General features: G+C 74.5%; 17 protein-coding genes. 4 read left to right on the top strand and 13 right to left on the bottom strand.

The window, feature by feature from the left end:
* Positions 1-227: 227 nt before the first annotated feature.
* From tyrS to AB0302_RS06505, 4 genes are all read right to left on the bottom strand, one after another.
* Complete coding sequence (gene tyrS, locus AB0302_RS06520; protein ID WP_248117094.1) at positions 228-1,571, bottom strand: tyrosine--tRNA ligase; 1,344 nt, start codon at positions 1,569-1,571, stop codon at positions 228-230.
* A 77-nt stretch (positions 1,572-1,648) separates the two neighbouring features.
* Positions 1,649-3,937, bottom strand: coding sequence for a UvrD-helicase domain-containing protein (locus tag AB0302_RS06515; RefSeq protein ID WP_366370916.1), 2,289 nt, complete (start codon positions 3,935-3,937; stop codon positions 1,649-1,651).
* A 186-nt stretch (positions 3,938-4,123) separates the two neighbouring features.
* Positions 4,124-5,584, bottom strand: coding sequence for an argininosuccinate lyase (gene argH, locus AB0302_RS06510; protein ID WP_366370915.1), 1,461 nt, complete (start codon positions 5,582-5,584; stop codon positions 4,124-4,126).
* Between the two features lie 16 nt (positions 5,585-5,600).
* Positions 5,601-6,842, bottom strand: a complete 1,242-nt coding sequence (locus AB0302_RS06505; protein WP_248117101.1) for an argininosuccinate synthase — start codon at positions 6,840-6,842, stop codon at positions 5,601-5,603.
* 576 nt (positions 6,843-7,418) lie between these two features.
* Between AB0302_RS06505 and rpf the strand changes: the two genes are divergently transcribed.
* Positions 7,419-8,375: a resuscitation-promoting factor Rpf gene (rpf, locus tag AB0302_RS06500; protein WP_366370914.1), complete on the top strand. Its 957-nt coding sequence runs from the start codon at positions 7,419-7,421 to the stop codon at positions 8,373-8,375.
* Between the two features lie 135 nt (positions 8,376-8,510).
* Here the strand turns inward: rpf and argR are convergent, their stop codons facing one another.
* The 6 genes from argR to argC all read right to left on the bottom strand — a co-directional run bounded on the left by argR (position 8,511) and on the right by argC (position 14,495).
* Complete coding sequence (argR, locus tag AB0302_RS06495) at positions 8,511-8,999, bottom strand: arginine repressor (protein WP_366370913.1); 489 nt, start codon at positions 8,997-8,999, stop codon at positions 8,511-8,513.
* Complete coding sequence (gene argF, locus AB0302_RS06490) at positions 8,999-9,985, bottom strand: ornithine carbamoyltransferase (RefSeq protein ID WP_366370912.1); 987 nt, start codon at positions 9,983-9,985, stop codon at positions 8,999-9,001. The genes argR and argF overlap by 1 nt, the downstream gene beginning before the upstream one ends.
* A gap of 73 nt (positions 9,986-10,058) precedes the next feature.
* Positions 10,059-11,318, bottom strand: coding sequence for an acetylornithine transaminase (locus tag AB0302_RS06485; RefSeq protein WP_319076208.1), 1,260 nt, complete (start codon positions 11,316-11,318; stop codon positions 10,059-10,061).
* Positions 11,315-12,286: an acetylglutamate kinase gene (gene argB, locus AB0302_RS06480; RefSeq protein ID WP_319076210.1), complete on the bottom strand. Its 972-nt coding sequence runs from the start codon at positions 12,284-12,286 to the stop codon at positions 11,315-11,317. Before argB ends, AB0302_RS06485 begins: the two co-directional genes overlap by 4 nt.
* An 11-nt stretch (positions 12,287-12,297) precedes the next feature.
* Entirely contained in the window at positions 12,298-13,458 is a 1,161-nt protein-coding gene (gene argJ, locus AB0302_RS06475) for a bifunctional glutamate N-acetyltransferase/amino-acid acetyltransferase ArgJ (protein WP_366370911.1), read from the bottom strand.
* Positions 13,455-14,495: an N-acetyl-gamma-glutamyl-phosphate reductase gene (gene argC, locus AB0302_RS06470; RefSeq protein WP_366370910.1), complete on the bottom strand. Its 1,041-nt coding sequence runs from the start codon at positions 14,493-14,495 to the stop codon at positions 13,455-13,457. The genes argJ and argC overlap by 4 nt, the downstream gene beginning before the upstream one ends.
* Before the next feature lie 62 nt (positions 14,496-14,557).
* Here argC and AB0302_RS06465 point away from each other — a divergent pair, with 62 nt between their 5' ends.
* From AB0302_RS06465 to AB0302_RS06455, 3 genes are all read left to right on the top strand, one after another.
* Positions 14,558-15,562: a quinone oxidoreductase gene (locus tag AB0302_RS06465; RefSeq protein ID WP_366370909.1), complete on the top strand. Its 1,005-nt coding sequence runs from the start codon at positions 14,558-14,560 to the stop codon at positions 15,560-15,562.
* 185 nt (positions 15,563-15,747) lie between these two features.
* The gene (locus AB0302_RS06460) at positions 15,748-19,749 is read left to right on the top strand and encodes a Pls/PosA family non-ribosomal peptide synthetase (RefSeq protein ID WP_366370908.1); all 4,002 of its coding nucleotides are present in this window, start codon (positions 15,748-15,750) and stop codon (positions 19,747-19,749) included.
* On the top strand, positions 19,746-21,146 hold the full coding sequence (locus AB0302_RS06455; protein WP_366370907.1) for a M1 family metallopeptidase: 1,401 nt from the start codon (positions 19,746-19,748) through the stop codon (positions 21,144-21,146). Before AB0302_RS06460 ends, AB0302_RS06455 begins: the two co-directional genes overlap by 4 nt.
* A 28-nt stretch (positions 21,147-21,174) precedes the next feature.
* Here the strand turns inward: AB0302_RS06455 and AB0302_RS06450 are convergent, their stop codons facing one another.
* The 3 genes from AB0302_RS06450 to pheS are packed head-to-tail and all read right to left on the bottom strand — an operon-like array spanning position 21,175 to position 25,503.
* On the bottom strand, positions 21,175-21,828 hold the full coding sequence (locus AB0302_RS06450; RefSeq protein WP_366370906.1) for a 4'-phosphopantetheinyl transferase superfamily protein: 654 nt from the start codon (positions 21,826-21,828) through the stop codon (positions 21,175-21,177).
* 11 nt (positions 21,829-21,839) lie between these two features.
* Positions 21,840-24,416, bottom strand: coding sequence for a phenylalanine--tRNA ligase subunit beta (gene pheT, locus AB0302_RS06445; protein WP_366370905.1), 2,577 nt, complete (start codon positions 24,414-24,416; stop codon positions 21,840-21,842).
* Positions 24,417-24,420: 4 nt separating this feature from the next.
* On the bottom strand, positions 24,421-25,503 hold the full coding sequence (gene pheS, locus AB0302_RS06440) for a phenylalanine--tRNA ligase subunit alpha (RefSeq protein WP_248117127.1): 1,083 nt from the start codon (positions 25,501-25,503) through the stop codon (positions 24,421-24,423).
* Positions 25,504-25,579: the final 76 nt, after the last annotated feature.

Below are 25,579 nucleotides of genomic sequence, written 5' to 3'. Positions count from 1 at the left end.
CGGCAAGAATCCGCGGATTCCATGTTCTTCACCCGGCCGTCCGATTCCTCGAACCGCGCCTCAGCACGAGATGGAACTCTACACACACCACGACCCCCACACAAAATCGGGCTGCGATCGGCATGCGAGAGGCCCCGTCTTCCGCAGGATCCTGCGGAGGACGGGGCCTCGGGTCTCTGCCGGCGGGACGCTTGCGGCAGAGGCAGCGGCTGTGACGCCGCCCTCACTCACCGCGCGGTCAGATCCGCGCCGGCCATGTTCTTCTTGCCCCGTCGCACCAGGAGGTAACGACCCGCGAGGGCGTCGGCCGCGCCGAACCTCTGCTCCGCGTCCGTCATCCGCACGTTGTTCACGGACGCGCCGCCCTCCTTGATGGTGCGCCGTGCCTCGGACGTCGAGGAGGCGAGGCCGGTGGAGACGAGCAGCTCGACCGCCGTCGCCGTGCCGGCCTCGCCCTGCCACTGCGCGGGATCCGCCTGGGGCAGCTCGGAGAGGACCGCGGCCAGCGTCTCCCCGTCCACGGTGGAGAGGTCCCCTCCCCCGAACACGGCCGCGGACGCGTCGATGACCTTCTGGGTCGCGTCCTCCCCGTGGGCCAGGGCGGTGACCTCCCACGCGAGCCGCTTCTGCGCCTCCCGGCGGAACGGCTCCTCGGACACCTTCCGCTCGTACTCCTCGATCTCGGCACGGGTGAGGAAGGTGAACACCTTCAGCCGGGAGACCACGTCGGCGTCTGCGGTGTTGAGCCAGAACTGATAGAACGCGTAGGGCGAGCACATCTCCGGGTTCAGCCACACGGCGTTCCCCTCGGACTTGCCGAACTTCGTGCCGTCCGCGTTCGTGATCAGCGGAGTGCCGAGGGCGTGCACGTGCGCACCCTCCACCTTGCGGATCAGCTCCGTGCCCGAGGTGAGGTTGCCCCACTGGTCCGAGCCTCCCGACTGCAGGCGCACCCCGTGGCGGCGGTACAGCTCGAGGAAGTCGTTGCCCTGGAGCACCTGGTAGGAGAACTCGGTGTAGGAGATCCCCTCCTCCGAGTGGAGGCGCTTGGCCACGATCTCCTTCTTGACCATGGTGCCCACGCGGAAGTTCTTGCCCACCTCGCGCAGGAAGTCGAGCGCGCTCAGCTGGGAGGTCCACTCGAGGTTGTTGACCATCGTGGCGGCGTTGTCTTCCTCGAAGGACAGGTAGGGCTCGATCTGCGCCCGCAGCGAGTCCACCCACGCGGCCACGGTCTCGCGCGTGTTCAGCACGCGCTCGGAGGTCTGCCGGGGATCGCCGATGAGGCCGGTGGCACCGCCGACCAGGGCGACGGGGCGGTGGCCGGCCAGCTGCAGGCGGCGCATGAGCAGCAGCTGGACCAGGTGGCCCAGGTGCAGGGACGCCGCCGTGGGGTCGAACCCGCAGTAGTAGGAGATCGGCTCCCCGGCCAGCGCCTCCTCGAGGGCGGCCTCGTCTGTGGAGACGTGGACGAGCCCGCGCCAGCGCAGCTCCTGCCACACGTTCTCGAAGGAGGGATCGTTGGCCTGCTCCCGCAGGCGCTGGGCACGGTTCACGGTCGATTCAGCCACGCCGCCACCCTACCGACGTCCCGCTCCCCCGCGACGGCGACGCGCCGCCGTCGCGGGGGACCACGCCGACGCCGGCCTCAGCGGGGCACGGCGCTGAGGCCGGCGGGCAGCCGCGCCTCCTCCGCCGTGGAGACGATCGTCAGGGCCTGCGTGCATCGCGTCATGGCCACGTAGAGGTCGCCGACGACGCCGTGCGCGTCCTCCACGATCCGCTCGGGGGCCGCGAGGACCACGGTGTCGAACTCCAGTCCCTTGGTCTCGCGGGGGCTCACCACGACGACCTCCACCCCGGGCAGCGGCGCCCGGTCCACGCGCGCCGTTCCCCAGCGCTCCCGCAGGGCGGCCACCTGGGCGGGCACCTCGGCCTCGGGCACGATCACCGCGGTGAGTGCATCCGGGACCAGGTCGCGCTGGCGGGCGACGGCGTCGCCGACCAGCCCGGTGAGCGTGCCGCCCGGCTCCGCGACGAGCTCGGGGGCGTGGTCGCCCTCGCGCACCGCCTCGGGCTGCGAGACGGCGTGACCGGCCGCCTGTGCCACCTGCGCCGCCCAGCGCATCACCCGGGCCGGCGAGCGGTAGTTCACCGTCAGCTCCTCCAGCCGCCAGCGGTCCCCGAAGACCGGCGTGAGCGCCGCGTCCCACGAGCCGGCCGCGTCGAGCCGCGAGGACTGCGCGATGTCCCCCACCACCGTGAAGGACTTCATGGGGCAGCGGCGCGCGAGCAGCCGCCACTGCATCGGGGAGAGCTCCTGTGCCTCGTCCACCACCACGTGGCCGTACGTCCACGAGCGGTCGTGGGCGGCCTGGTCGGCCGTCGTCCTGCGGACGCCGCCGGGCTCGTTGGCCGCGGCGAGCTGCTCGGCGTCCACCACGCCGTCGATCCCCATGTCCTCGAGGCTCTGGTGCATGTTCTCCAGCGAGGCGCGCGCGTTGTCCACGTTGCGGCGGTGCTGCGCCTCGGACTCCCGGCCGGTCGGCGGGGCCTCCACGGCGCCGAGCAGCTCCGCGGCCTCGTCCAGGAGCGGCACGTCCGCCTCGGTCCACGGGGAGCCGGCGGGCCGCAGCAGCGCGGCGATGTCCTCGTCGGAGAGCCACGGGGCAGCCGCGCGCAGCAGGGGCTCGCGGGAGAGGAGGTCCCCGATGAGCCACTCCGGCGTCATCGGCATCCAGCACAGGTTGAGCGCCACCCGCACGTCGCGGGCGGTGCGCACGTCCTCCAGGAGGAGGTCCCGCTGCACGGGGGCGCCGGAGGACTTCTCCAGCTTCTTGCGCAGCTTCTCCGCGAGGTCCTTCACGAGGATCTTCACGAAGGTCGAGCGCGCCTCGTTGTGCGGCTTGCCCGTGGCACGGGCGCGTTCGCGAGCGCGCCGCACCATGGCCGGCTTGAGCTTGACCACCGTGCCGTCGATGTTCAGCCGGCGGGGCTCCACGAGGAGGCGCTGGCGCTGCGCGACGGCGTTCGCCACCACCGCTGCCATCTCGAGGCGGCCCTTCACCGCCGCGGCGGCCGCCCGCGGCTCCGGTCCGGCCTGGAACCCCGGCATGAGCGTGCCGAGCGAGGCCATCACGACGCCCGTCTCGCCGAGCGAGGGCAGCACCCGCTCGATGTACCGCATGAAGGCGGTCGAGGGGCCCACCACGAGCACGCCGGAGCGGGCCAGCCGGTCGCGGTGCGTGTACAGCAGGTACGCGGCGCGGTGGAGGGCGACGGCGGTCTTGCCCGTGCCCGGCCCGCCCTGGACGACCAGCGCGCCCGAGACACCGGCGCGGATGATCTCGTCCTGCTCCGCCTGGATCGTGGCGACGATGTCCCCCATGCGGCCCGTGCGGCGCGCCGTGACGGCGGCCAGCAGGGCGCCCTGGGAGTCCGGGCTGATGTGGTCGTCGTCCGCGAGCAGGCCCGGGTCCAGGATCTCGTCGTCCAGGTCTCGCACCTCGCGGCCGCGCAGCATGAGGTGACGCCGGCGGCGCACGTGCTGGCGACGGGCCGCCGTCGCCTGGTAGAAGGCACCGGCCTCGGCGGCGCGCCAGTCCACGAGGAGCCGCTCCTGCTGGGGGTCGGTGAGGCCGATGCGCCCGATGTAGCGCTGCTCCGACACGCCGTCCTCGTCCGGGTCCAGGTCGAGGCGGCCGAACACGAGCCGCTCATCGACGGCGTAGAGCTGGGCGAGGCGGTCCTCGTAGAGCGTGGCGAAGGCGTCCCGCTCGGAGTGGTTCTGGAGCGATCCCTCGAGCCCGGTGCGGCGCACGCGGGCGAGCTGCTCCTCCTTCTCGACGCGCAGGGCGTCCAGCCGGGCGTAGCGCTCGGACACCCGCCCCTGTTCGAGCTCGAGCTCCGTCTGGCGGGCGGACACGACGTCGGTCATCGCGGTGGTCCTTCACAGGGGCGGTCGGGGGTGGGCGGGCTCGGCGCGCCGCGCACCCGGTGGAAAAGTGACCACCCATGCTACAGCGACACAGATGAACGACAGATGGCCGCGCGGTGGACCTCCCCGCACGGCCATCCCCGTCCCATCCGGGCCTCGGCGCCCCCGCGAGGGCACCGGCGCGCCTCACCGCGCGTCGACCACCGAGCCCCGGCTGGCCGCGAACGCCCGGAGGGGCTCCAGGGCTGCGGCCAACGCCTCGATCTGCGCGGCGACGGCCGAGGGGGCCGTGCCGCCCTGCCCGCTGCGCGAGGCCAGGGAGCCCTCGGTGCTGAGCACCTCGCGCACCGCCGGCGTCAGGTGCGGGGAGATCCGCGCGTACTCCTCGTCGGAGAGGTCCCACAGCTCGACGCCGCGGGCCTCGGCCGCCTGGACGGCCTCCCCCGAGAGCTCATGCGCCTCGCGGAAGGGCACGCCCTGACGGACGAGCCACTCGGCGACGTCCGTGGCGAGCGCGAAGCCCTGGGGGGCCAGCTCCGCCATCCGCTCGGTGCGGAAGGTCAGCGTCGCGATCATCCCGGAGACCGCGGGGAGCAGCAGCTCGAGGGTGTCCGCGGCGTCGAACACGGGCTCCTTGTCCTCCTGGAGGTCCCGGTTGTAGGCCAGGGGCATCGCCTTGAGCGTGGCCAGCAGGCCTGTGAGGTCGCCGATCAGACGTCCGGACTTGCCGCGCGCCAGCTCCGCCACGTCCGGATTCTTCTTCTGCGGCATGATCGAGGACCCCGTGGAGAAGGAGTCGTGCAGGGCCACGAACCCGGCCTCCTTCGTGGCCCAGAAGATGACCTCCTCGGAGATGCGCGAGAGGTCCACGCCGATCATGGCCGCCACCCAGGCGAACTCGGCGTAGACGTCGCGGGAGGCCGTGCCGTCGATGGAGTTCCACACGGCCGAGTCGAAGCCGAGCTCCGCGGCCACCGCGTTCGGGTCCAGGCCGAGGGAGGATCCGGCCAGGGCCCCCGAGCCGTACGGAGAGACCGCGGCGCGGGCGTCCCAGTCCGCGAGGCGCTGCAGGTCCCGGGCGAAGGCCCACGCGTGGGCCAGCAGGTGGTGGGACAGCAGCACCGGCTGGGCGTGCTGGAGGTGGGTGCGCCCCGGCATGGGCGCGTAGGGGTGGGCCTCGGCCTGGGCCAGGAGGGCGTCGATCGTGTCGAGGACCCCCCGCGCCACGATCCGGGCGTGGTCCCGGAGGAACATGCGCCCGAGCGTGGCCACCTGGTCGTTGCGCGAGCGGCCCGCGCGCAGGCGCCCGCCCAGCTCCGGCCCGGCGCGCTCGATGAGACCGCGTTCGAGGGAGCCGTGCACGTCCTCGTCCGAGGCCGAGGGCGCGTACGCGCCCGAGCGCACGTCCTCCTCCAGGCGGTCCAGTGCCGCGAACATGTCCCCCAGCTGATCCGCCGTGAGCAGGCCGGCCGCGTGGAGGACGCGGGCGTGGGCCCGCGAGCCCGCGATGTCGTAGGGCGCGAGCCGCCAGTCGAAGTGCGTGGACTTGCTGAGCGCGGCGAGGGCCTCCGAGGGTCCCCCGGCGAAGCGGCCGCCCCATAGGGCACCCTCATTCGTGCCGTGCCGCGGCGTGGACTGCTCCGTCACGTGTCTCCCCTCGCGATCAGTCGTTGCTCAGGCGGGCGACGTCGGCGAGGTCGGCGGTGCCGGCCAGGCGCTGCTCGCGCTCGGACGCGGTCTTGGCCGAGAGCCCGAAGATGTCGATGAAGCCGCGGGCCGAGGACTGGTCGAACGCGTCGCCCTCGTCGTAGGTGGCGAGGTTGAAGTCGTAGAGGCCCGTCTCGGAGCGGCGGCCCTGCACCGTGGCGCGGCCGCCGTGGAGCTCGAGGCGGATCTCGCCGTTCACGTGCTCCTGAGTCGCGTCGATGAAGGTGTCGAGGTTGCGCTTCAGGGGGGAGAACCACTGGCCGTCGTAGACCAGCTCGGTCCAGCGCTGCTCCGCCTGGCGCTTGAAGCGGGCCTGCTCGCGCTCGAGGGTGACGTGCTCGAGCTCGCGGTGGGCGGCGATCAGCGCCATCGCGCCCGGGGCCTCGTAGATCTCGCGGGACTTGATGCCCACGAGGCGGTCCTCCACGATGTCGATCCGGCCCACGCCCTGGGCGCCGGCGCGGCGGTTGAGCTCCTCGACGATCTGCAGCGGCGAGAGCGCGCGGCCGTCGAGGGCGGTGGGGACGCCCTTCTCGAACGCGATCGTGACCACGTCCGGCGCCGGCGGGAAGGCGGGGTCGTCGGTGTAGTCGTAGACGTCCTTCGTGGGCCCGTTCCAGATGTCCTCGAGGAAGCCGGTCTCGACCGCGCGGCCCCAGACGTTCTGGTCGATCGAGAAGGGGTTCTTCTTCGTGGTGGCGATCGGCAGCCCGTTGCGCTCCGCGTAGTCGATCGCCTTGTCGCGGGTGAGCGCGAGGTCGCGCACGGGGGCGATGCACTTCAGGTCCGGGCCGAGGGTCTGGATGGACACCTCGAAGCGCACCTGGTCGTTGCCCTTGCCCGTGCAGCCGTGGGCCACGGTCGAGGCGCCGAACTGGCGGGCGGCCGCCACGAGGTGGCGGGAGATCACGGGGCGCGAGATCGCGGACACCAGCGGGTACGCGTCCATGTACAGGGCGTTCGCCTTCAAGGTGGGCATGCAGTACTGCTCCGCGAACTCGTCGCGCGCGTCCGCGACGTAGGCCTCCACCGCGCCGCAGTCGAGGGCGCGCTGGCGGATGGTCTCGAGGGACTCGCCGCCCTGGCCCACGTCCACGGCGACGGCGACGACCTCGGCACCCGTGGCCTCCGCGATCCAGCCGATGGCCACGGAGGTGTCCAGGCCTCCTGAGTAGGCAAGGATGATGCGTTCCTTCACGATGAACTCCTCTGTCTCCTGTGCGCTGCGTCCGGGGCGGGCGCGCGGGCCCGGTCGGCCCCGCACTGCTGACCGATCGTACCCAGTGTTTGCATAAATATTCAATGCGTCGCATAGGGAACCCCCGCGGCGCAGGGATGACGTCTGCCACACATCGAGCGCGTCCGGACCCCCCCCGATGCACGGGGGGACATCCCCCGGGGGCACGCCCCCTCCACCGTTGTCCACACCCCTGGGTGGACGGATCGCGCGGCAACGAGCCCCTTCATGCCGGATCGTCCGACCGGGATGGGCGATACGGAGCGGATCGTCCTCGCATACAGCCCCTCGGTCCCTCCCGGCCGCCGCCACGGGTGCCCGATTTGACGGGCCGCCCCCGAAGGGCGTTGACTCGTTCGTAGCCGATTCGTGATCTCACCGTTATCTGCCTGAGCGGATGACGCGATGATCTCGTGATCGAAATGCTTCGTCGGTCGCCCGCTGTGGGGTCGTCCCGAGCCGACGGAGTCTTTGACCCGACCAAGGAGTAGACGACCCCGGTGCGCCCCGGCCCGCCGAACAGCGAGGACTCGACACATGGACATCATGACTCTCTTCGCTTCTTCCGCCACCCGCTCCCGCCGTGCGACCGCGACCGTCGTCGCCGGCATGACCCTGGCCGGTGCTGCCGCTGTCGGCGGCGCCGTTCCCGCCCAGGCCGCCTCGGTGGCCACCTGGGACCGCCTGGCCCAGTGCGAGTCCGGCGGCGACTGGTCCATCAACACCGGCAACGGCTTCTACGGTGGCATCCAGTTCACCTACTCCTCCTGGCGCATGGTCGGTGGCTCGGGCTACCCGCACCAGGCCTCGAAGGCCGAGCAGATCAAGCGCGGCGAGATGCTCCTCGACATGCAGGGCTGGCGCGCCTGGCCCGCCTGCTCCAAGAAGCTGGGCCTGACCGCCTCCGATGCCGCGGGCACCCCGTCCGTTGCCGTCGAGCGCACCGCCACCGTGCAGCGTCAGGATGCCGCTGCCGCCGAGCGTGCCGCTGCTGAGCGCGCCGCCGCCGAGCGCGCCGAGGCCCAGCGTGCCGCAGCCGCCGAGCGCGCCGAGGCCCAGCGTGCCGAGGCCCAGCGTGCCGCCGCGGAGCGCGCCGAGGCCAAGCGTGCCGCAGCCGCCGAGCGTGCCGAGGCCCAGCGTGCCGCCGCGGAGCGTGCCGAGGCCCAGCGTGCGGCAGCCGCCGAGCGCGCCGAGGCCAAGCAGGCCACTGCTGAGCGCGCCGAGGCCAAGAAGGCCGCTGCCGCGAAGTCCGCTCCGGTGAAGGCTGCGGCTCCCGCAGCCAAGGCCGCCCCCGCCGCCAAGGCTGCGAAGGCCGCTCCCGCCGTCAAGGCCGAGCAGACCGTCGTGGTCGCCAAGGGCGACACCCTGAACAAGCTGGCCGCCGAGCACGGTGTCGACGGTGGCTGGAAGGCCATCTACGAGGCCAACAAGGACCTCATCGAGGATCCGAACCTCATCTTCATCGGCCAGGAGTTCGTCCTCCCCCAGGCCTGATGAGCCTCGCGTGACCCTCAGCGTCACGCACCACAAGAAGGCCCCCGCCGTCCGGTGGGGGCCTTCTTGCGTGTCCGGAGCGGTGGCGCCCACGCCGGCGGCCGGCAGGTGGACGCCCCGGGGCGCCGGTCCCGGTCAGCCGGCGAGGCCCAGCAGCCGGGAGGCCACGACGGGTGCGTTCTCCGAGCCGGCCGTGATCAGCAGGATGGTGTCGTCGCCGGCGATCGTGCCGAGCACGTGCTCCACCCGGGCGTGGTCGATCACGCTGGCCAGGAACTGGGCGGCCCCCGGCGGGGTGCGCAGCACGACCAGGTTCTCGCTCGGCTCGGCGGAGATCAGCAGCTCGCGGGCCATGCTCGCCAGGCGGCCCTGCTGGGACTCCGAGCTGCGCGGCGGGACCGCGGACTCCTCGCCCTCGGCCGGCACCGCGTAGACCATCCCCGCGGCGCCGCGCACCCGGACGGCGCCCAGGTCCACGAGGTCGCGGGAGAGGGTGCCCTGGGTGACGGAGAGGCCGCGATCCCCCAGGGCGGCGGAGAGCTCGGCCTGCGAACGGACCTCGCGCATGGCCAGCAGCTCGCGGATCGCGGCCTGCCGGGCGGTCTTGGTGGTCGGCACGGCCATCAGCGCGCCCCCTCCGCCGTCGCGCGCGGATCCTCCGCCAGCCCGGAGCGGTACAGGAGCCAGGCCATGAGGGCCTTCTGCGCGTGCAGGCGGTTCTCCGCCTCGTCGAAGACCACCGAGGCCGGGCCGTCAATGACGTCGGCGCTCACCTCGTAGCCGCGGTAGGCCGGCAGGCAGTGCAGGAAGATCGCGTCCTCGGCGGCCCGGGCCATCGCGGCCCCGTCCACCTGGTAGGCGCGGAAGAGGGTGAGCCGATCCTCCTTCTCGTCCTCCTGGCCCATGGAGATCCAGGTGTCCGTCACAACCGCGTCGGCGCCGTCCAGGGCCTCGCCCGGATCCGAGGTGATGAGCACCGAGCCGCCGGTCTCGAGGGCACGCTCCCGAGCGGCCGCCACGACGTCGTCGGCGGGGAGGAAGCCGGCGGGGCCGGCGATCCGCACGTGCATGCCCGCCGTGACGCCGGCCAGGAGGTAGGAGTTGGCCATGTTGTTGGCCGCGTCCCCCACGTACGCCAGGGTCAGGCCCGCGGTGCGGCCCTTGTGCTCCCGCACCGTGAGGAGGTCGGCGAGCAGCTGGCACGGGTGGTAGTCGTCGGAGAGCGCGTTGACCACGGGGACCCGGGAGTGGGCGGCCATCTCCTCGAGACCGGCCTGCGCGAACGTGCGCCACACGATGATCCCGACCATGCGCTCCAGGACCTGGGCCGTGTCCGCGACGGACTCCTTGTGGCCCAGCTGCGACTCCCCCGGATTGACGATCAGCGGGCTGCCGCCGAGCTCCGCGATCCCGGCGGAGAAGGACACGCGGGTGCGCGTGGAGGTCTTGTCGAAGAAGACCACGCCGGTGCGGGGACCCGCCAGCGGGCGGTGCAGGAAGCGGTCCCCCTTCATCTCCAGGGCCAGGTCGAGGACCTCGGCCTGCTCCGCGGGGCTCAGGTCCGTGTCCACCAGGAAGTGGCGGGTCGGGGGGTGGGGGGCGGTGCTCATGGGGTCTCCTCCCGGAGAGGTGGGGCGGACGGGTGGGGCGGGCGGGCCCGCCAGGTCGGTGGCGCGAGGTCGCTCAGGCGGCGGCCACGAGGGCCGGCAGCGAGTCCGTGAAGCGGTCGAGGTCGGCCCGCCCGATGGTCAGGGGCGGGGCCAGGCGCAGGGTGGCGGGACCGGTGGCGTTGAGGATCCATCCGGCGTCGAGGCCGGCCCGCACGACGCCGGGGGCGAGCCCGCCCTCCGGGTCCGCGCCCGCCCTCTCGGCGAGGTCCACGCCGATCCACAGGCCGTAGGCGCGCACGGCGCTCACCTCCGGCAGCGCCGACAGGCGGGCGGCCAGGCGCACGCCCTCCGCGCGGACACGCTCCAGCAGCCCCTCGGCGCGGATCGTCTCGACGACGGCCAGGCCGGCCGCCGTTGCGAGTGGATTGCCGCCGAACGTGGTGCCGTGCTGGCCCGCGGTGAGCAGGCCGGAGGCTCGCTCGCCCACGCACACGAGCGCGCCGATCGGCACGCCGCCGCCCAGGCCCTTCGCAAGGGTGAACGCGTCCGGGAGGACGGGCACGTCCGAGCCGGTGACCTCCGGGCTCTGGAAGCCGAACCACGCCCCGGTGCGGCCCATGCCGGACTGCACCTCGTCGAGGATCATGAGGGCGCCGGCCTCACGGGTGGCCTCGCGCACCCCGGACAGGTAGCCGGCGGGCCAGCCGTGCACGCCTGCCTCGCCCTGCACGGGCTCCAGCAGCACGGCCGCCACGGTGGCCCCGTCCGCGTCCGGGGCGAGCGCGGCGCGCAGCGCGGGAAGATCCCCGCCCGGGACGTGCTCGACGCCGCCGGGCAGCGGCTCGAAGGGGGCGCGGTAGGCCTGCTTGTGGGTGAGGGCGAGGGCGCCCATGGTGCGGCCGTGGAAGGCCCGCTCGAGGGCGATCACCCGGGTGCGCCGCCCCGAGGGGTCCTCGCCGCCGTGGCGGCGGGCCAGCTTGAAGGCGGCCTCGTTGGCCTCGGTGCCGGAGTTGGCGAAGAAGACGGTGGAGCCCTCGGGTGCGCCGGCCGCCGCGAGCAGCTCCTCCGCGAGCCGGACCTGCGGCTCCGAGGTGAAGAGGTTGGAGACGTGCCCGAGCGTGCCGACCTGCTCGGTCACCGCGCGCACGATCGCCGGGTGGGCGTGGCCGAGCGAGTTCACGGCGATCCCGGCCAGCAGGTCCGTGTACTCCTTCCCGTCCGCGTCCCACACGCGGCTGCCCTCCCCGCGCACCAGGACGCGCGAGGGGGGCCCGAACACGCCGGTCAGGGAGGCGCCGTAGCGCTGGAGCAGCTGGGACTGGGTGGTGCTCATGCGTCCTCCTGGCCCGGGGCCGGTGCGTCGTCGTCGGGGACCACCTGGGTGCCCACGCCCGCCGACGTGAACACCTCCAGCAGCATGGAGTGGGGCCGGCGGCCGTCCACCACGTGGGCGCGCTGCACGCCGGCCTCCACGGCGTCCAGGCACGCGGCCATCTTCGGGATCATGCCCGAGGCCAGGGAGGGCAGCAGTGCGCGCAGCTGGCCGGCGGTGAGGGAGCTGATGAGGGATCCGCGGTCGGGCCAGTCCGCATAGAGTCCCTCGACGTCCGTGAGGAGGACGAGCTTCGTGGCCCCCAGGGCGGCCGCGAGCGCGGCGGCGGCCGTGTCGGCGTTGACGTTGAGCACGTGGCCGGTGGGGTCGCCGTCCGGCCCGATCTCGGGGGCGACGGAGGAGACGACGGGGATGCGCCCGGCGTCGATCACGTCCCGGATGGCGGCGGGGTTCACCCCCGTCACCTCGCCCACCAGCCCGAGGTCCACCTCGACGCCGTCCACGACGGCGCCGGTCCGGCGGGCGCGGAACAGTCCGGCGTCCTCCCCCGAGGACCCCACCGCGTACGGCCCGTGCGAGTTGATCAGTCCCACGAGCTCGCGGCCGACCTGGCCGGTGAGGACCATGCGCACCACCTCCATGGCCTCCGGCGTGGTGACGCGCAGTCCGCCCCGGAACTCGGAGGAGATCCCGAGGCGGTCGAGCATCGCGTTGATCTGCGGACCGCCTCCGTGCACCACCACGGGGTGCACACCCACGTGGTGCAGGAACACCACGTCCTCGGCGAACGCCGCCCGCAGCTCCTCCGAGACCATGGCGTTGCCGCCGTACTTGATGACCATGGTGGTGCCGGCGAAGCGGCGGATCCACGGGAGCGCCTCCACGAGGACCTCGGCCTTCGAGGCGGCCCGCTCGAGGCGGTCCGCCGTGGAGAGCACGGGCGGGGCGGCGGTGGGGTTCTCGCTCATGTCGGGTCTCCTCACGTGGAGTAGGCGGAGTTCTCGTGCACGTAGTCGTGGGTGAGGTCATTGGTCCACACGGTGGCCTCCGCGGAGCCGGCGTGCAGGTCGATCTCCACGCGCACCTCCCGGGCGCCCAGGTCCACGAGGGAACGGTCCTCCCCCACGCCGGAGGCGCGGCACACCTGCACGCCGTTGAAGGAGACGTCCAGGGCGTCCGCGTCGAAGGGCGCGAGGGCCTCCGGCACGGTGCCGACGGCCGAGATGACGCGTCCCCAGTTCGGGTCCTGGCCGAACACGGCGGCCTTGAAGAGGTTGGACCGGGAGACCGCGCGGGCCACCGCCTCGGCGGCCGCTTCGGTGCTCGCTCCCACCACGCGGATCGCGATCTCGTGCGACGCGCCCTCGGCGTCGCCGATGAGCTGGCGGGCGAGGTCCGCGCACACCCCGCGCAGCAGCTCGGTGAACTCGCGCGGATCCGGCGTGGCGCCCGAGGCGCCGGAGGACAGCAGCACCACGGTGTCGTTCGTGGACATGCAGCCGTCGGAGTCGGCGCGGTCGAACGTGGTGCGCACGGCCTCCCGCAGCGCGGCGTCGAGCACGGCGGAGGGCAGCAGCGCATCCGTGGTGAGGACGCACAGCATGGTCGCCAGTCCGGGCGCGAGCATGCCGGCGCCCTTGGCCATGCCGCCGATGACGTAGCCCTCGCCCGTCGCCAGCGCCTGCTTGGGCACGGTGTCCGTCGTCATGATCGCGACGGCGGCGTCCCCGCCGCCGTCGGCGGAGAGCGAGCCCGCCGCCGCAGAGACGCCCTCGAGCAGGAGCGGCATCGCGAGGCGCTCGCCGATCAGACCCGTGGAGCAGACCGCGACGTCGGCGGGGTCCACGGACAGGGCCGCTGCCGTGTGTTCCACCGTGCGCCGGGCGTCCTCGAGGCCGGCCGCGCCCGTGGCCGCGTTGGCCCCGCCCGAGTTGAGCACGACGGCGGCGGCGCGCCCGTCCGCGAGCGCCGCGCGGGAGAGGCGCACGGGGGCGGCCGCCACGCGGTTCGTCGTGAACACGCCGGCGGCGGCGTGCTGCGGCCCGTCGTTCACGACGACGGCGACGTCCGACCTCCCCGACGGCTTGAGCCCGGCCGTGACGCCGGACGCGCGGAACCCCTGTGCTGCGGTGACGCTCACGGCGCGACCCCCTGGTGCTCGAGCCCGGTCTGCTCCGGCAGTCCCAGGGCGATGTTCATGGACTGCACGGCGCCGCCGGCCGTGCCCTTGGTGAGGTTGTCGAGGGCGGCGGTGACGATCACGCGCCCGGCGCGCCCGTCCACGGCCAGCTGCAGCTGCACGTGGTTGGAGCCCAGCACGGCCTTGGTGGCCGGCCACTGCCCCTGGGGAAGCACGTGGACGAAGCGCTCGCCCGCGTAGGCGGCCTCCCACGCCGCGCGCACCGCGTCCGGCGCGACCCCGGGGCGCAGGCGCGCGGTCGCCGTCGCGAGGATGCCGCGGGGCATGGGGGCGAGGGTCGGCGTGAAGCTGATCTGCACGCGCTCCCCGGCCGCCTGGGACAGGCCCTGCTCGATCTCGGGGGTGTGCCGGTGCCCGCCGCCCACGCCGTAGGGGCTCATGCCTCCCATGACCTCGGAGCCGAGCAGGTGCGGCTTGGCGGCCTTGCCCGCGCCCGAGGTGCCGGACGCGGCCACGATCACGACGTCGGAGGTCTCGAGCAGGCCCGCCGCGAACCCGGGGGCCAGGGCCAGGATCGACGTCGTGGGGTAGCACCCGGGGACGGCGATGCGGCGGGCGCCGGCCAGCCTCTCGCGCTGGCCCGGCAGCTCGGGCAGGCCGTAGGGCCACGTGCCCGCGTGCTCAGATCCGTAGAAGGCCTCCCAGTCCTCGGCGGACTCGAGGCGGTGGTCCGCGCCGGCGTCGATGACGAGCGTGTCCGGGGAGCGCTCCGCGATCTGCGCGGCGAGCGCGCCCGAGGCGCCGTGGGGCAGGGCGAGGAGGACGACGTCGTGCCCGGCGAGCACGTCCGCGGTGGTCTCCTGCAGCACGCGGTCCGCGAGGGTGTGCAGATGCGGCTGGAGGGCGCCGAGGCGCTCCCCCGCGTTCGAGTGCGCCGTGATGGCGCCGATGCTGACCTCGGGGTGGGCCGCGAGCAGGCGCAGGGCCTCTCCCCCGGCATAGCCGCTGGCGCCGGAGACGGAGACGGTGTGAGTCATGGGCCCACCCTACCTGGTGTATGCGAGATTCGGAATATGTATGCGATCGTACAGTGGAGGGCATGAGCCTCGAACACGCCTCCCCCGCCCACCCCTCCACCCACCACGCCGTCGTCGTCGCCTCCGCGGGCGGACCCGAGGCACTGGCGTGGACCGAGGTCCCCGCGCCGAGGCCGGCCGCCGGGCAGGTCCTCGTGCGCACGGCGGCGGCGGGCCTGAACTTCATCGAGACGTACCAGCGCTCCGGCGTGTACGCCGTGGACGTCCCCTTCACCCCCGGCACCGAGGGTGCGGGCGAGGTCGTGGCCGTGGGCGACGGCGTCGACGGCTCCCTCGTGGGGCGCCGCGTGGCGACGGCCGCCGGGCACGCCACGTACGCCGAGCACTTCACAGCCCCCGCCGACCAGCTCCTCGACGTGCCGGACGCCATGGACCTGGCCGACGCGGCGGCCCTGCCCCTGCAGGGCATGACGGCGCACTACCTGTGCCGCTCGACCTTCGAGGTGTCCGAGGGGCAGACGGTGGCGCTCACCGCCGGCGCGGGCGGCGTGGGCCTGCTCCTGACCCAGCTGGCGGCGGCCCGCGGGGCGCGCGTGATCGCCGCCGCCTCCACCGAGGAGAAGCGCGAGCTCTCGCGGGCCGCCGGGGCACACGCCGCCGTCGGCTATGCGGAGCTGAGGGACGCGGTCCTCGAGGCCACCGGCGGAGAGGGGGCGCACGTCGTCTACGACGGCGTCGGCCGGGACACCTTCGAGGCCTCGCTGACGATGCTGCGCGTGCGCGGCCTGCTGGTGCTCTTCGGGGGCGCCTCCGGCCAGGTCCCCCCGTTCGACCTGCAGCGCCTGAACTCCGGCGGCTCGCTCTACGTGACCCGGCCGTCCCTGGCGGCCTACACACGCACCGCCGAGGAGACCCGGCAGCGCGGCGCAGAGCTCTTCTCCGCGTGGACTCAGGGCTCCCTCGACGTGCGGATCGGCGCCCGCATCCCGCTCTCCGACGCCGGACGCGCGCACGAGCTGCTCGAGTCCCGCGCGACGACCGGCAAGGTGCTCCTGACGCTGCCGTGACCCCGCCGTGACGGTGTCACGACGTCCTCGCGGGGCGGCGCGGAAGAGCCTCCGCCGCCGCCCGGGGACGGAGGACACCGAGCACGAGTCGTCAGGTGAACTACATTGGGCTGGTTCGGCGGCCCGTCGTGAATCTCCCGACGCCGCGCCGCCCACCCATCGACTGACCCTTCATCGGAGGTCCCATGACCGAGCCGACCGCCCGCGTCCACCCGCCCCAGCTCCCCGGATCCGACCGCACCCCGCCCCCACGGACCCTCCTCGACCTCTTCGAGGCCACGGTGCGTGAGCATCCCGACTCCCCCGCCCTCGACGACGGCCGCGAGCAGCTGACCTACGCGGAGCTGCACGAGCGCGTGCTGGAGTCCGCCCGCTTCCTCGCGGAGCGCGGCGTGCGGCCCGGGGACCGGATCGGCGTGCGGATCGCGTCCGGCACCGTCGGCCTCTACGTCTCCATCCTCGCCGTGCTGGCCGCCGCCGCCGCCTATGTCCCCGTGGACGCGGACGACCCGGAGGAGCGCGCCCGCCTCGTGTTCGGCGAGGCCCGCGTGGCCGGGATCCTCACGGACGAGCGCGTGCTGAGCGCCTCCCGCGAGCCCGCCGCCGACGTCGGGACGGGCGATCCCGTGCGCCCGGGCCTGGGCGACGACGCGTGGATCATCTTCACCTCCGGCTCCACGGGCACCCCGAAGGGCGTGGCCGTCTCGCACCGCTCCGCCGCCGCGTTCGTGGACGCTGAGGCGCGGATCTTCCTCCAGCAGGACCCGCTCGGCCCCGGCGACCGCGTGCTGGCGGGCCTCTCCGTGGCCTTCGACGCCTCCTGCGAGGAGATGTGGCTGGCCTGGCGCCACGGCGCATGCCTCGTGCCGGCCCCCCGCGCCCTCGTGCGCTCGGGCATGGACCTCGGCCCGTGGCTGGCCGAGCGCCGGATCACCGCCGTCTCCACGGTGCCCACCCTCGCCGCGATGTGGCCGACCGAGGCCATGGACAACGTGCGTCTGCTCATCTTCGGCGGCGAGGCCTGCCCGCCGGAGCTCGCCGCGCGCCTGGCGGTGGAGGGCCGCGAGGTGTGGAACACCTACGGCCCCACCGAGGCGACCGTGGTGGCCAGCGCTGCCCCGCTCACGGGCGAGGGGCCCGTGCGCATCGGGCTGCCGCTGGACGGCTGGGACCTCGCCGTCGTCGATCCCGCCACGGGGGTCCCCGTGGCCGCGGGCGAGACGGGCGAGCTGATCATCGGCGGCGTGGGGCTGGCCCGCTACCTGGATCCCGCGAAGGACGCCGAGAAGTACGCCCCCCTGCCCTCGCTGGGCTGGGAGCGCGCCTACCGCTCGGGCGACCTCGTGGTCTTCGACCCCGCGGGCCTGCTGTTCGTGGGCCGCGCCGACGACCAGGTGAAGCTCGGCGGCCGTCGCATCGAGCTCGGCGAGGTCGACGCCGCCCTCCAGGCACTGCCCGGGGTGCACGGCGGCGCGGCCGCGGTGCGCTCCACCCCCGCCGGGCACCAGATCCTGGTGGGCTACCTCAAGCCCGGCGGTCCGCTCGAGGACTTCGACCTCGCGGACGCCCGCGAGCGCCTCACCGAGGAGCTGCCGGCCGCCCTCGTCCCGCGCCTCGCCCTCGTGGAGTCCCTGCCCACCAAGACCTCCGGCAAGGTGGACCGCCACGCCCTGCCCTGGCCCCTGCCGGGCGCCGAGGCCGCGGACGAGGACGCCCCCGAGATCGACGAGTCCACCCCCGCGGGCTGGATCCTGCGGCAGTGGGCGGACATCCTCGGCCAGGCCCCCGCCGGGCCGAAGACCGACTTCTTCGCCGCCGGCGGCGGCTCCCTCGCCGCGGCGCAGCTCGTGGCACGCCTGCGCCAGCGCCACCCCGCGGTCACGGTGCAGGACGTGTACCGCCACTCCAAGGCCGGCGCGCTTGTCGCCGCCGTCGTGGGTGAGGAGGGCGACGCCCCGGGCATCGAGGTGCACGACCGCCACGTGGCCCGCACCCGGCACCGCACGCAGTGGGCGCAGACCCTCGTGGGCCTGCCCGTGTTCGTGCTGCCCGCGCTCCGCCTGGGCGTGTGGACGGGCCTCGTGCTCAACGTCCTCGCCCTGACCGGCCTGGCCCCCGGGCTGCCGACCGTGTCGTGGTGGGTGCTCGGCGTGGCGGCCCTGCTCGTCGTCACCGCGCCGGGCCGCATGCTCATCGCCGGCCTCGCGGCGCGGCTGCTGCTGCGCGGCGTGGAGCCCGGCTCCTATCCGCGCGGCGGCCGCGTCCACCTGCGCCTGTGGCTGGCCCAGCACGTCACGGACCTCGTGGACCCGTACTCGCTCGCCGGCGCCGCGTGGGTCCCGGCCTACGCCCGCCTGCTCGGCGCGAAGATCGGCCCGGACGTGGACCTGCACTCGGTGCCCCCCGTGACCGGCCTGCTCGAGATCGGCGAGGGCGCGTCCATCGAGCCGGAGGTCGACCTCTCGGGCTACTGGGTGGACGGCGACGTCGTCCGGATCGGCCGGATGCACGTGGGCGCCGGCGCCGTGGTCGGCGCCCGCACGACGCTGATGCCGGGGGCCCGCGTGGGCGCCGGCGCGCACGTGGAGGCCGGCTCGACCGTGGCCGGCCGCCTGCGCGGCGGCCAGCGCCACGCCGGATCGCCCGCCGCCAAGGTGGGCAAGGTCAAGGCGGACGGGCCCAACGTGGCGCCGCCCCGGGCCACGGGCTGGCGCATCGCCTCCACCGTGGGCTCCACCGTGCTGGCCCTGCTGCCGCTCCTGGCGGCCACCGCCGCGCTCGCCGTGGGCGCGTGGTCCCTGGCGTGGTGGCCGGAGGCGGCCGCCGCGGCCACCCCGCTGGCCGCCGTCGGGCAGACCGCCCTGCGCCTGCTCGCCGCCTCGCCGCTCATGGCGGCGGTGTGGTTCGGCACGCAGATGCTGCTGGTCCTGATGACCGTGCGCGTGCTCTCCGTGGGCATCACGGAGGGCCACCACCCCGTCCGCTCGCGGGTGGGCTGGCAGATCTGGGCCACCGAGCGTGTCCTCGACGCCGCGCGAGACCAGCTCTTCCCCCTCTACGCCTCGCGCTTCACGCCCGTGTGGCTGCGCTGGCTCGGCGCGGAGATCGGCCGCGACGTGGAGGCCTCCACCGTGGTCCTGCTGCCGAAGTTCACCCGCGTGGGCGACGGCGCGTTCCTCGCCGACGACACCATGGTCTCCTCCTACACCCTGCAGGGCGGCTGGATGCACGTGGGCCCGGCGAAGGTGGGCAAGCGCTCCTTCGTGGGCAACTCGGGCATGGTCCCGGGCGGGCGCACCCTGCGCCGAGACTCGCTCGTGGCCGTGCTCTCCACGACGCCGGCCAAGACGAAGGCCGGCTCCTCCTGGATGGGCTCCCCGCCCGTGCGCCTGCGCCGCACCGAGGTCGCCGCGGACGCGGCCCTGACCTACGACCCGCCGGCCCGGCTCAAGGCCGCGCGCACCGCGTGGGAGCTGCTGCGCGCCATCCCCGTGTGGCTCCACGTCGCCCTCACCATCGCCGTCGGTGCGGCACTCGCCGCGCTGGCCGCCGTCGGGGGCTGGCTCCTGGCCGCCGTGCTGGGCGGGGTCGTGCTGCTGGCCGCGGGCGCGGTGGCGGCCGGCATCACCGTGCTGGCGAAGAAGCTGTTCGTGGGGCGCATCCGCACCTCGGAGCACCCGCTGTGGTCCTCGTTCATCTGGCGCAACGAAGTGGCCGACACGTTCACCGAGTTCCTCGCCGCCCCGTGGTTCGCCCGTGCCGCCGCCGGCACGCCCGCACTCGTGTGGTTCCTGCGGGCGATGGGCGCGCGGATCGGGCACGGCGCGTGGGTCGAGTCCTACTGGCTGCCCGAGGCCGACCTCGTCACCCTCGGCGACGGCGCCACCGTGAACCGCGGATGCGTGGTGCAGACGCACCTCTTCCACGACCGCGTCATGGCCCTCGACGAGGTCACCCTGGGCGACGGCGCCACGCTGGGCCCCAACTCCGTGGTCCTGCCCGCGGCGCGCCTGGGCGCGGGCACCACCGTCGGCGCCGGCTCGCTCGTCATGCGCGGCGAGGACCTGCCCGCCGGCACTTGGTGGCTCGGCAACCCCGTCGCGCCGTGGCGCATGCCGGACGGACCGGTCGCCGTCGTCGAGCACGGAAGCACCGCCGCCCCCGCCACCACCGCAGAGGAATCATGAGCACGGACCCCTACATCCCCGGAGTCGGCACGGACGTGGCGACCATCGAGCACATCGACCTGACGCTCGACGTCCGGCTGGCCGCCAACCGCGTGGCCGGCGTGGCCGTGCTGCGCGTGCGGCTGCGGCGCCAGACCTCGAGCGTCGAGCTGGACCTGCACCGCCTCGCGGCGCAGTCCGTGACCGGAACGGTGGACGGGCGCACGCTGAAGGTCCGGCACTCCCAGCCGCGCCGCACGCCGCACCGCCTCGTGGTGCAGCTGGGCGAGAGCCTCCCCGAGGGCGCCCTCGTGGAGCTGACGGTGACGTACGCGGGCACCCCCGCGCCGCGCCGCAGCCCGTGGGGCACCATCGGCTGGGAGGAGCTCACCGACGGCGTCCTCGTGGCCGGGCAGCCGCACGGCGCGTCCACGTGGCTGCCGTGCATCGACTCCCCCGCGGTCCGCTCGACGGCACAGATCACCCTGACCTGCGACGCCGGCTACCTCCCCGTGGCCAACGGGACCGGCCGGCCCGTGCGCACCCGCGGCTCCCGCGTGACGTGGCAGTGGCGCATGGACCGGCCCGTTCCCGCGTACCTGCTCACCGTGCAGATCGGGCGGTACCGCCGCGTGGACGCACCGACGGCCGTGCCCGTCCCGGCCGGCCGCGGGGCGCACACGGCCACCTCCCGTGTGGCCGCCGACGCCGACGCGGGCCTGCCGCCGCTGAGGCTCGTGGTCTCGCCCCGCCAGGAGCAGCGCGCCCGCGCCGCGCTGGCGCCCCAGGCGCGGATGATGGCCGCGTTCGTGGACGCCTACGGCGCCTACCCGTTCGAGGAGTACACCGCCGTCGTGGCGGACGAGGTCCTCGAGATCCCGCTCGAGGCGGCCGGCATGTCCCTGTTCGGCACCAACCACCTGGACGGCTCGTGGGAGTCGGAGCGGCTGATCGCCCACGAGATGTCCCACCAGTGGTTCGGCAACGCCGTGACGCTGGGCCGCTGGTCGGACCTGTGGCTGCACGAGGGCTTCGCGTGCTACTCGGAGTGGCTGTGGGCCGAGGCGTCGGGCCGTTCCAGCATCGCCTCGATGGCCCACCGCGCGTGGCACCGGCTGCGCGAGGAGCCGGAGGACCTCGTGCTCGTGGACCCCGGGCCGCGGGACATGTTCGACGACCGCGTGTACAAGCGCGGCGCCCTCACCGTGTTCGCGCTGCGCGAGCTCCTCGGCCCGCGCGCCTTCCACGACATGGTCCGGGCCTGGGTGGCGCAGCACCGCTTCGGCACGGTGGACACCGCCGCGCTGCGCGCCCACGTCCGCGCGTGGGCCGAGGCGGAGGGCGTGGAGGGATCGGACGTCGACGCGCTGTTCGAGGCGTGGACCGCGAGGGCGCCGCTGCCGGCGTTCCCGGGCTGACGCCGGCGGCGGTTGCGCCCGCGCGCGGTCATCGTCCGCGTCGCACCCGGAAGGCCAGCGCCCCGACGGCGCCGGGGACGACCGTGTCGTCGAGGTCGACCACGCGCATGCCCGCGGGAGGCCGCAGGGCGGGGACGTCGGTCGGATCACCGGTGAAGCCCGTCCCGGCGGCCTTCACGACAGCCTCCTTGCGGGTCCACAGCACCGCGCGAGCGGCCGGGCGGGCGGCCTCGTCGTGATCCGCGAGCCAGCCGCGCTCCCGAGGCGAGAAGGCGACGTCCCCGAGCGCGGCGTCCGTCGCGAAGGCCGGCGCGTCCTCCCGCTCCAGGTCCAGCCCGAGGCCGGCCCCCCGCCCCGCTCCGGCCCACCACGCGCCGAGCCGGACGCGCATGCCCGGCGCCCCGGGCACCGCCACGTGCGTGAACGAGACGAGCGCGCAGCGGCCGGTCGGCAGCCCCGTGAGGGTGGGCGCCCCGTGGTCCGTCCCCCCGCAGGCCGGGCACGCGTGCCCCAGCCCCAGCGGGCCCACCGGCTCCCCCCACACGTCGGCGAGCGCCGACGCGATCTCCTCCAGGAGGGCGGCGGAGGCGGCGACGGCCGCCCCCGCGGGTGCGGAGACGGCCGTCGTCAGACCCCAGCGGCCCGGAAGGCCACCCGGGGCGGGAGCGTGGCGCGCGCCCACGGGAGGACCGTTCAGCGCTGCACCGCGCCGTGGCGCCGGGCCGCGAGCTCGGTGGCCGCGGCGCGGGCCTCGGAGGCCTCGTCCGCGGTGAGCGTGCGGTCCGGGGCCCGGAAGCGCAGGGAGAACGCCAGCGACTTCTTGCCCTCGGGCACCCCCGGCCCCTCGTACACGTCGAACAGCGCGACCTCCTCGAGCAGCTCGCCCGCCCCCTCGGCGAGGGTCGCGCGCACGTCCCCGGCCACCACGGCGGCGTCGACGACGAGGGCGACGTCCTGCGTGCTGAGCGGGTACGTGGAGATGGCCTCGGCGACGACGGCCTCGGGCGCCGCCGCGGACAGCGCGTCCAGGTCCAGCTCCCACGCGCTCAGGCGCGCGGGCAGGTCCTCCGCCTCGAGCCACTGGGGGTGGAGCTCGCCGGCCACACCGACGACGGCCTCGCCGTCCGCGACGGCCACGACGAGCTCGGCGGCGCGCCCGGGGTGGAATGCGTGGTGCGCGCCCTGCCGGACCGTGAGCTCGACCCCGAGCAGGTCCGCGACGTCCAGCGCGGCGGACACGGCGTCCTGCCAGTCCACGGCGCGCCCGGCGGCGCCGGGGCCCACGGGGGCCTCGTGCCCGACGAGGACACCGCCCACGTGCCACGGCTGCGCGGGCACGCCGGAGGTCAGTCCCTCGAGCACCTCGGCGGAGGGGTGCACGCCGCGCGGCGGCACCTCGGGCGAGCCGAGCGCGCCCGAGGGCAGGAACACGCGGCCCACCTCGGCCAGCGCGAGGTCACGGAAGCCGCGGCCCAGGTTGCGGCGCGCGGTCTCCACGAGGCCCGGCAGCAGCGAGGTGCGCAGGAACCGGAACTGGGAGGAGATCGGGTTGGCGAGCGAGACCGTCTCGAGCGCGTCGGCGGCCGCATCCGTCGCGGCGCCGAACCGGCGGTTCTGCTCCTCGGAGACGAACGGGTACGTCAGGACCTCGGTGTGCCCGCCGGCCGCGAGCGCGGCGGCGACGCGGCGGCGCTGGGCCTGGGCGCGCGTGAAGCCGCGGCCCGGGGGCGCGACCGGGACCACGGAGGGGATCTGGTCGTAGCCGCGCAGGCGCGCGACCTCCTCGACCAGGTCCTCGGGGATCTGCAGGTCCGTGCGCCAGGACGGAGCGGTGACGCGCAGCAGCGGCGCACCGCCGTCGCCGGTCTCGCCGACCTCCACCTCGGCGCCGAGGGAGCGCAGGGTCTCCACGACCTCGTCCGCGGTGTACTCCACGCCCACGCGGGCGGTCGGGTAGTCCGCCGCCATCTCGACGACGGCGGGGGCCGGGCGCTCGCCGACGTCCGTGACGCCCTCGGCGGCCACGCCGCCGGCCAGCTCGACGAGCAGCTGCACGGCGCGCTCGGCGGCCTCGTCCGCGACCTCCCAGTCCACGCCGCGCTCGTTGCGCTTCGAGGCCTCGGAGGGCAGGCGGTGGCGGCGGCGGGTGCGGGCGATGGAGACCGGATCGAAGTTGGCCGACTCGATCACGACGGCCGTGGTGGCGTCCGAGACCTCGGTGCGCTCCCCGCCCATGACGCCTGCCAGGCCCACGGCGCCGGCCTCGTCCGCGATGACCAGGTCCTCGGCGTCGAGGGTGCGCTCCTTGCCGTCGAGCGTGGTGAGGGTCTCCCCCGGGGCCGCCCGGCGCACGGTGATGCCGCCCTGGAGCTTGTCCGCGTCGTAGAAGTGCAGCGGCTGGCCCAGCTCCCACATGACGTAGTTGGAGATGTCCACCGGCAGGGAGATGGAGCGGATCCCGGCCAGGCGCAGCCGTGAGGCCAGCCACGGCGGCGTCGGACGGGAGGCGTCCACGCCGGTCACGGTGCGGGCCACGAAGCGCGTGCAGCCCGGGTTCCCGTAGATGGGCGCGTCGTCGTCGAGCGTGACGGGCACGCCGGCGTCGTCGGCCGCGGGCGGGGTGACGGCCTCCGCCGGGTCCGTGAACGGCCTGCCCGTGGCGTGCGCGTACTCGCGGGCCACACCGCGCATCGAGAACACGTAGCCACGGTCCGGCGTCACGTTGATCTCGGCGGCCTCGTCCCGCAGGTCCAGGACGTCGCGCACGTCGGCGCCGAGCTCCGGATCCAGGCCGAGGGTGAAGAGCACCAGGATGCCCTCGTGGTCCTCGCCCAGGCCGAGCTCGCGGACGGAGGCCATCATGCCGGCCGAGACGTGGCCGTAGGTCTGGCGGGGGCTGATGCGGAAGTCGCCGGGCAGGACGGCGCCGGGCAGGCACACGGCCACCTTGTCCCCGACCTCGAAGTTCTGCGCGCCGCACACGATGCCCTGCACGCCGGAGGGGTCGACGCCCTCGCCCGTGAGGGTCTGCTCGGCGCCGTCGGGCACCACGCGGACGGAGCACCAGTTGATGGTCTTGCCGTTCTTCTGGGGCTCGGGCTCCTTGGTGAGCACCTGGCCCACCACGATGGGGCCCTCGAGCTCGGCGGCGGGACGGTGGACGTCCTCCTCCTCGAGGCCGACGCGGACGAGGTCCGCCATGACGTCCTCCGCGCGGTGGTCGGCAGGGACGGGGACGAACTCCCGGAGCCAGTTCAGGGGGATGCGCATTGGATCAGACCTCCATGCCGAAGTGCTGGGAGAAGCGGACGTCGCCCTCGATCATGTCCCGCATGTCCGGGACCTCGTTGCGGAACATGAGCGTGCGCTCCACGCCCATGCCGAACGCGAAGCCGGAGAACTCGTCCGGGTCCAGGCCGGCGGCGCGCAGCACGTTCGGGTGGACCATGCCGCAGCCGCCCCACTCGATCCAGCGGGGGCCGCCCTTGGCGCCGGGATGCCAGATGTCCAGCTCGGCGGAGGGCTCGGTGAAGGGGAAGAAGTTGGGACGCAGGCGGATGGCCGCCTCCGCGCCGAACATCTGCCGCGCGAAGTACTCGAGCGTGCCGCGCAGGTGGGCCATGGTGAGGCCGCGGTCCACGGCCAGGCCCTCGAACTGGTGGAACACCGGGGTGTGGGTGGCGTCCAGCTCATCCGTGCGGAACGTGCGGCCCGGGCAGAGCACGTAGGTGGGCGCGCCGCGCTCCAGGAGGGAGCGCATCTGCACGGGGGAGGTGTGGGTGCGCAGGAGCAGATGGGCCTCGGCGGGCTCCACGAAGAAGGTGTCCTGCATCTCGCGCGCCGGGTGGTCCGGGGCGAAGTTGAGCGCGTCGAAGTTGAACCACTCGGACTCCAGCTCGGGGCCCTCCGCGATCTCCCAGCCCATGCCGACGAAGATCTCGGAGACCCGGTCCATGGTCAGGGACAGCGGATGGCGGGCGCCCGGGCGGCGGCGCCGGACGGCGGCCGTCACGTCCACGGTCTCCTCGCGCAGGATCCGCTCGGCGTGCTCGGCCTCCAGCACCGCGGTGCGGGCCGCGAGCGCCTTGTTCATGCGGCCGCGCGCGGCGCCCATGACCTTGCCGGCCTCGGCCTTGCGCTCCTTGGGCAGGGCACCGATCCCCTTGTTGGCCAGGGTGAGCGGGGCGCGGTCGCCGGTGTGGGCCAGGCGGGCGGCCTTGAGCTCGTCCAGGTCGTCCGCGGACTCGAAGGCGGCGAGGGCGGCCTGCACGGCCGCGTCCACCGCCTCGGCGTCCACGGGGGAGATCTCCGGAGCGGGCGCGGCGGACTCCGCGCCGGGCTCGGTGCTGGGTGTCATGGGGGCAACGACCTTCGCGTGCTGGCTGATGGGGGCGGGCCCAGTCTAGTGTCCGGGCAGGGACGGACACCTCTAC

Source organism: Micrococcus sp. NPDC078436 (assembly GCF_040702705.1).
Classification (GTDB): Bacteria; Actinomycetota; Actinomycetes; order Actinomycetales; family Micrococcaceae; genus Micrococcus.
The sequence above is the reverse complement of the archived record's forward strand: the minus strand, read 5'-3'. Positions and strand labels throughout refer to the sequence as shown.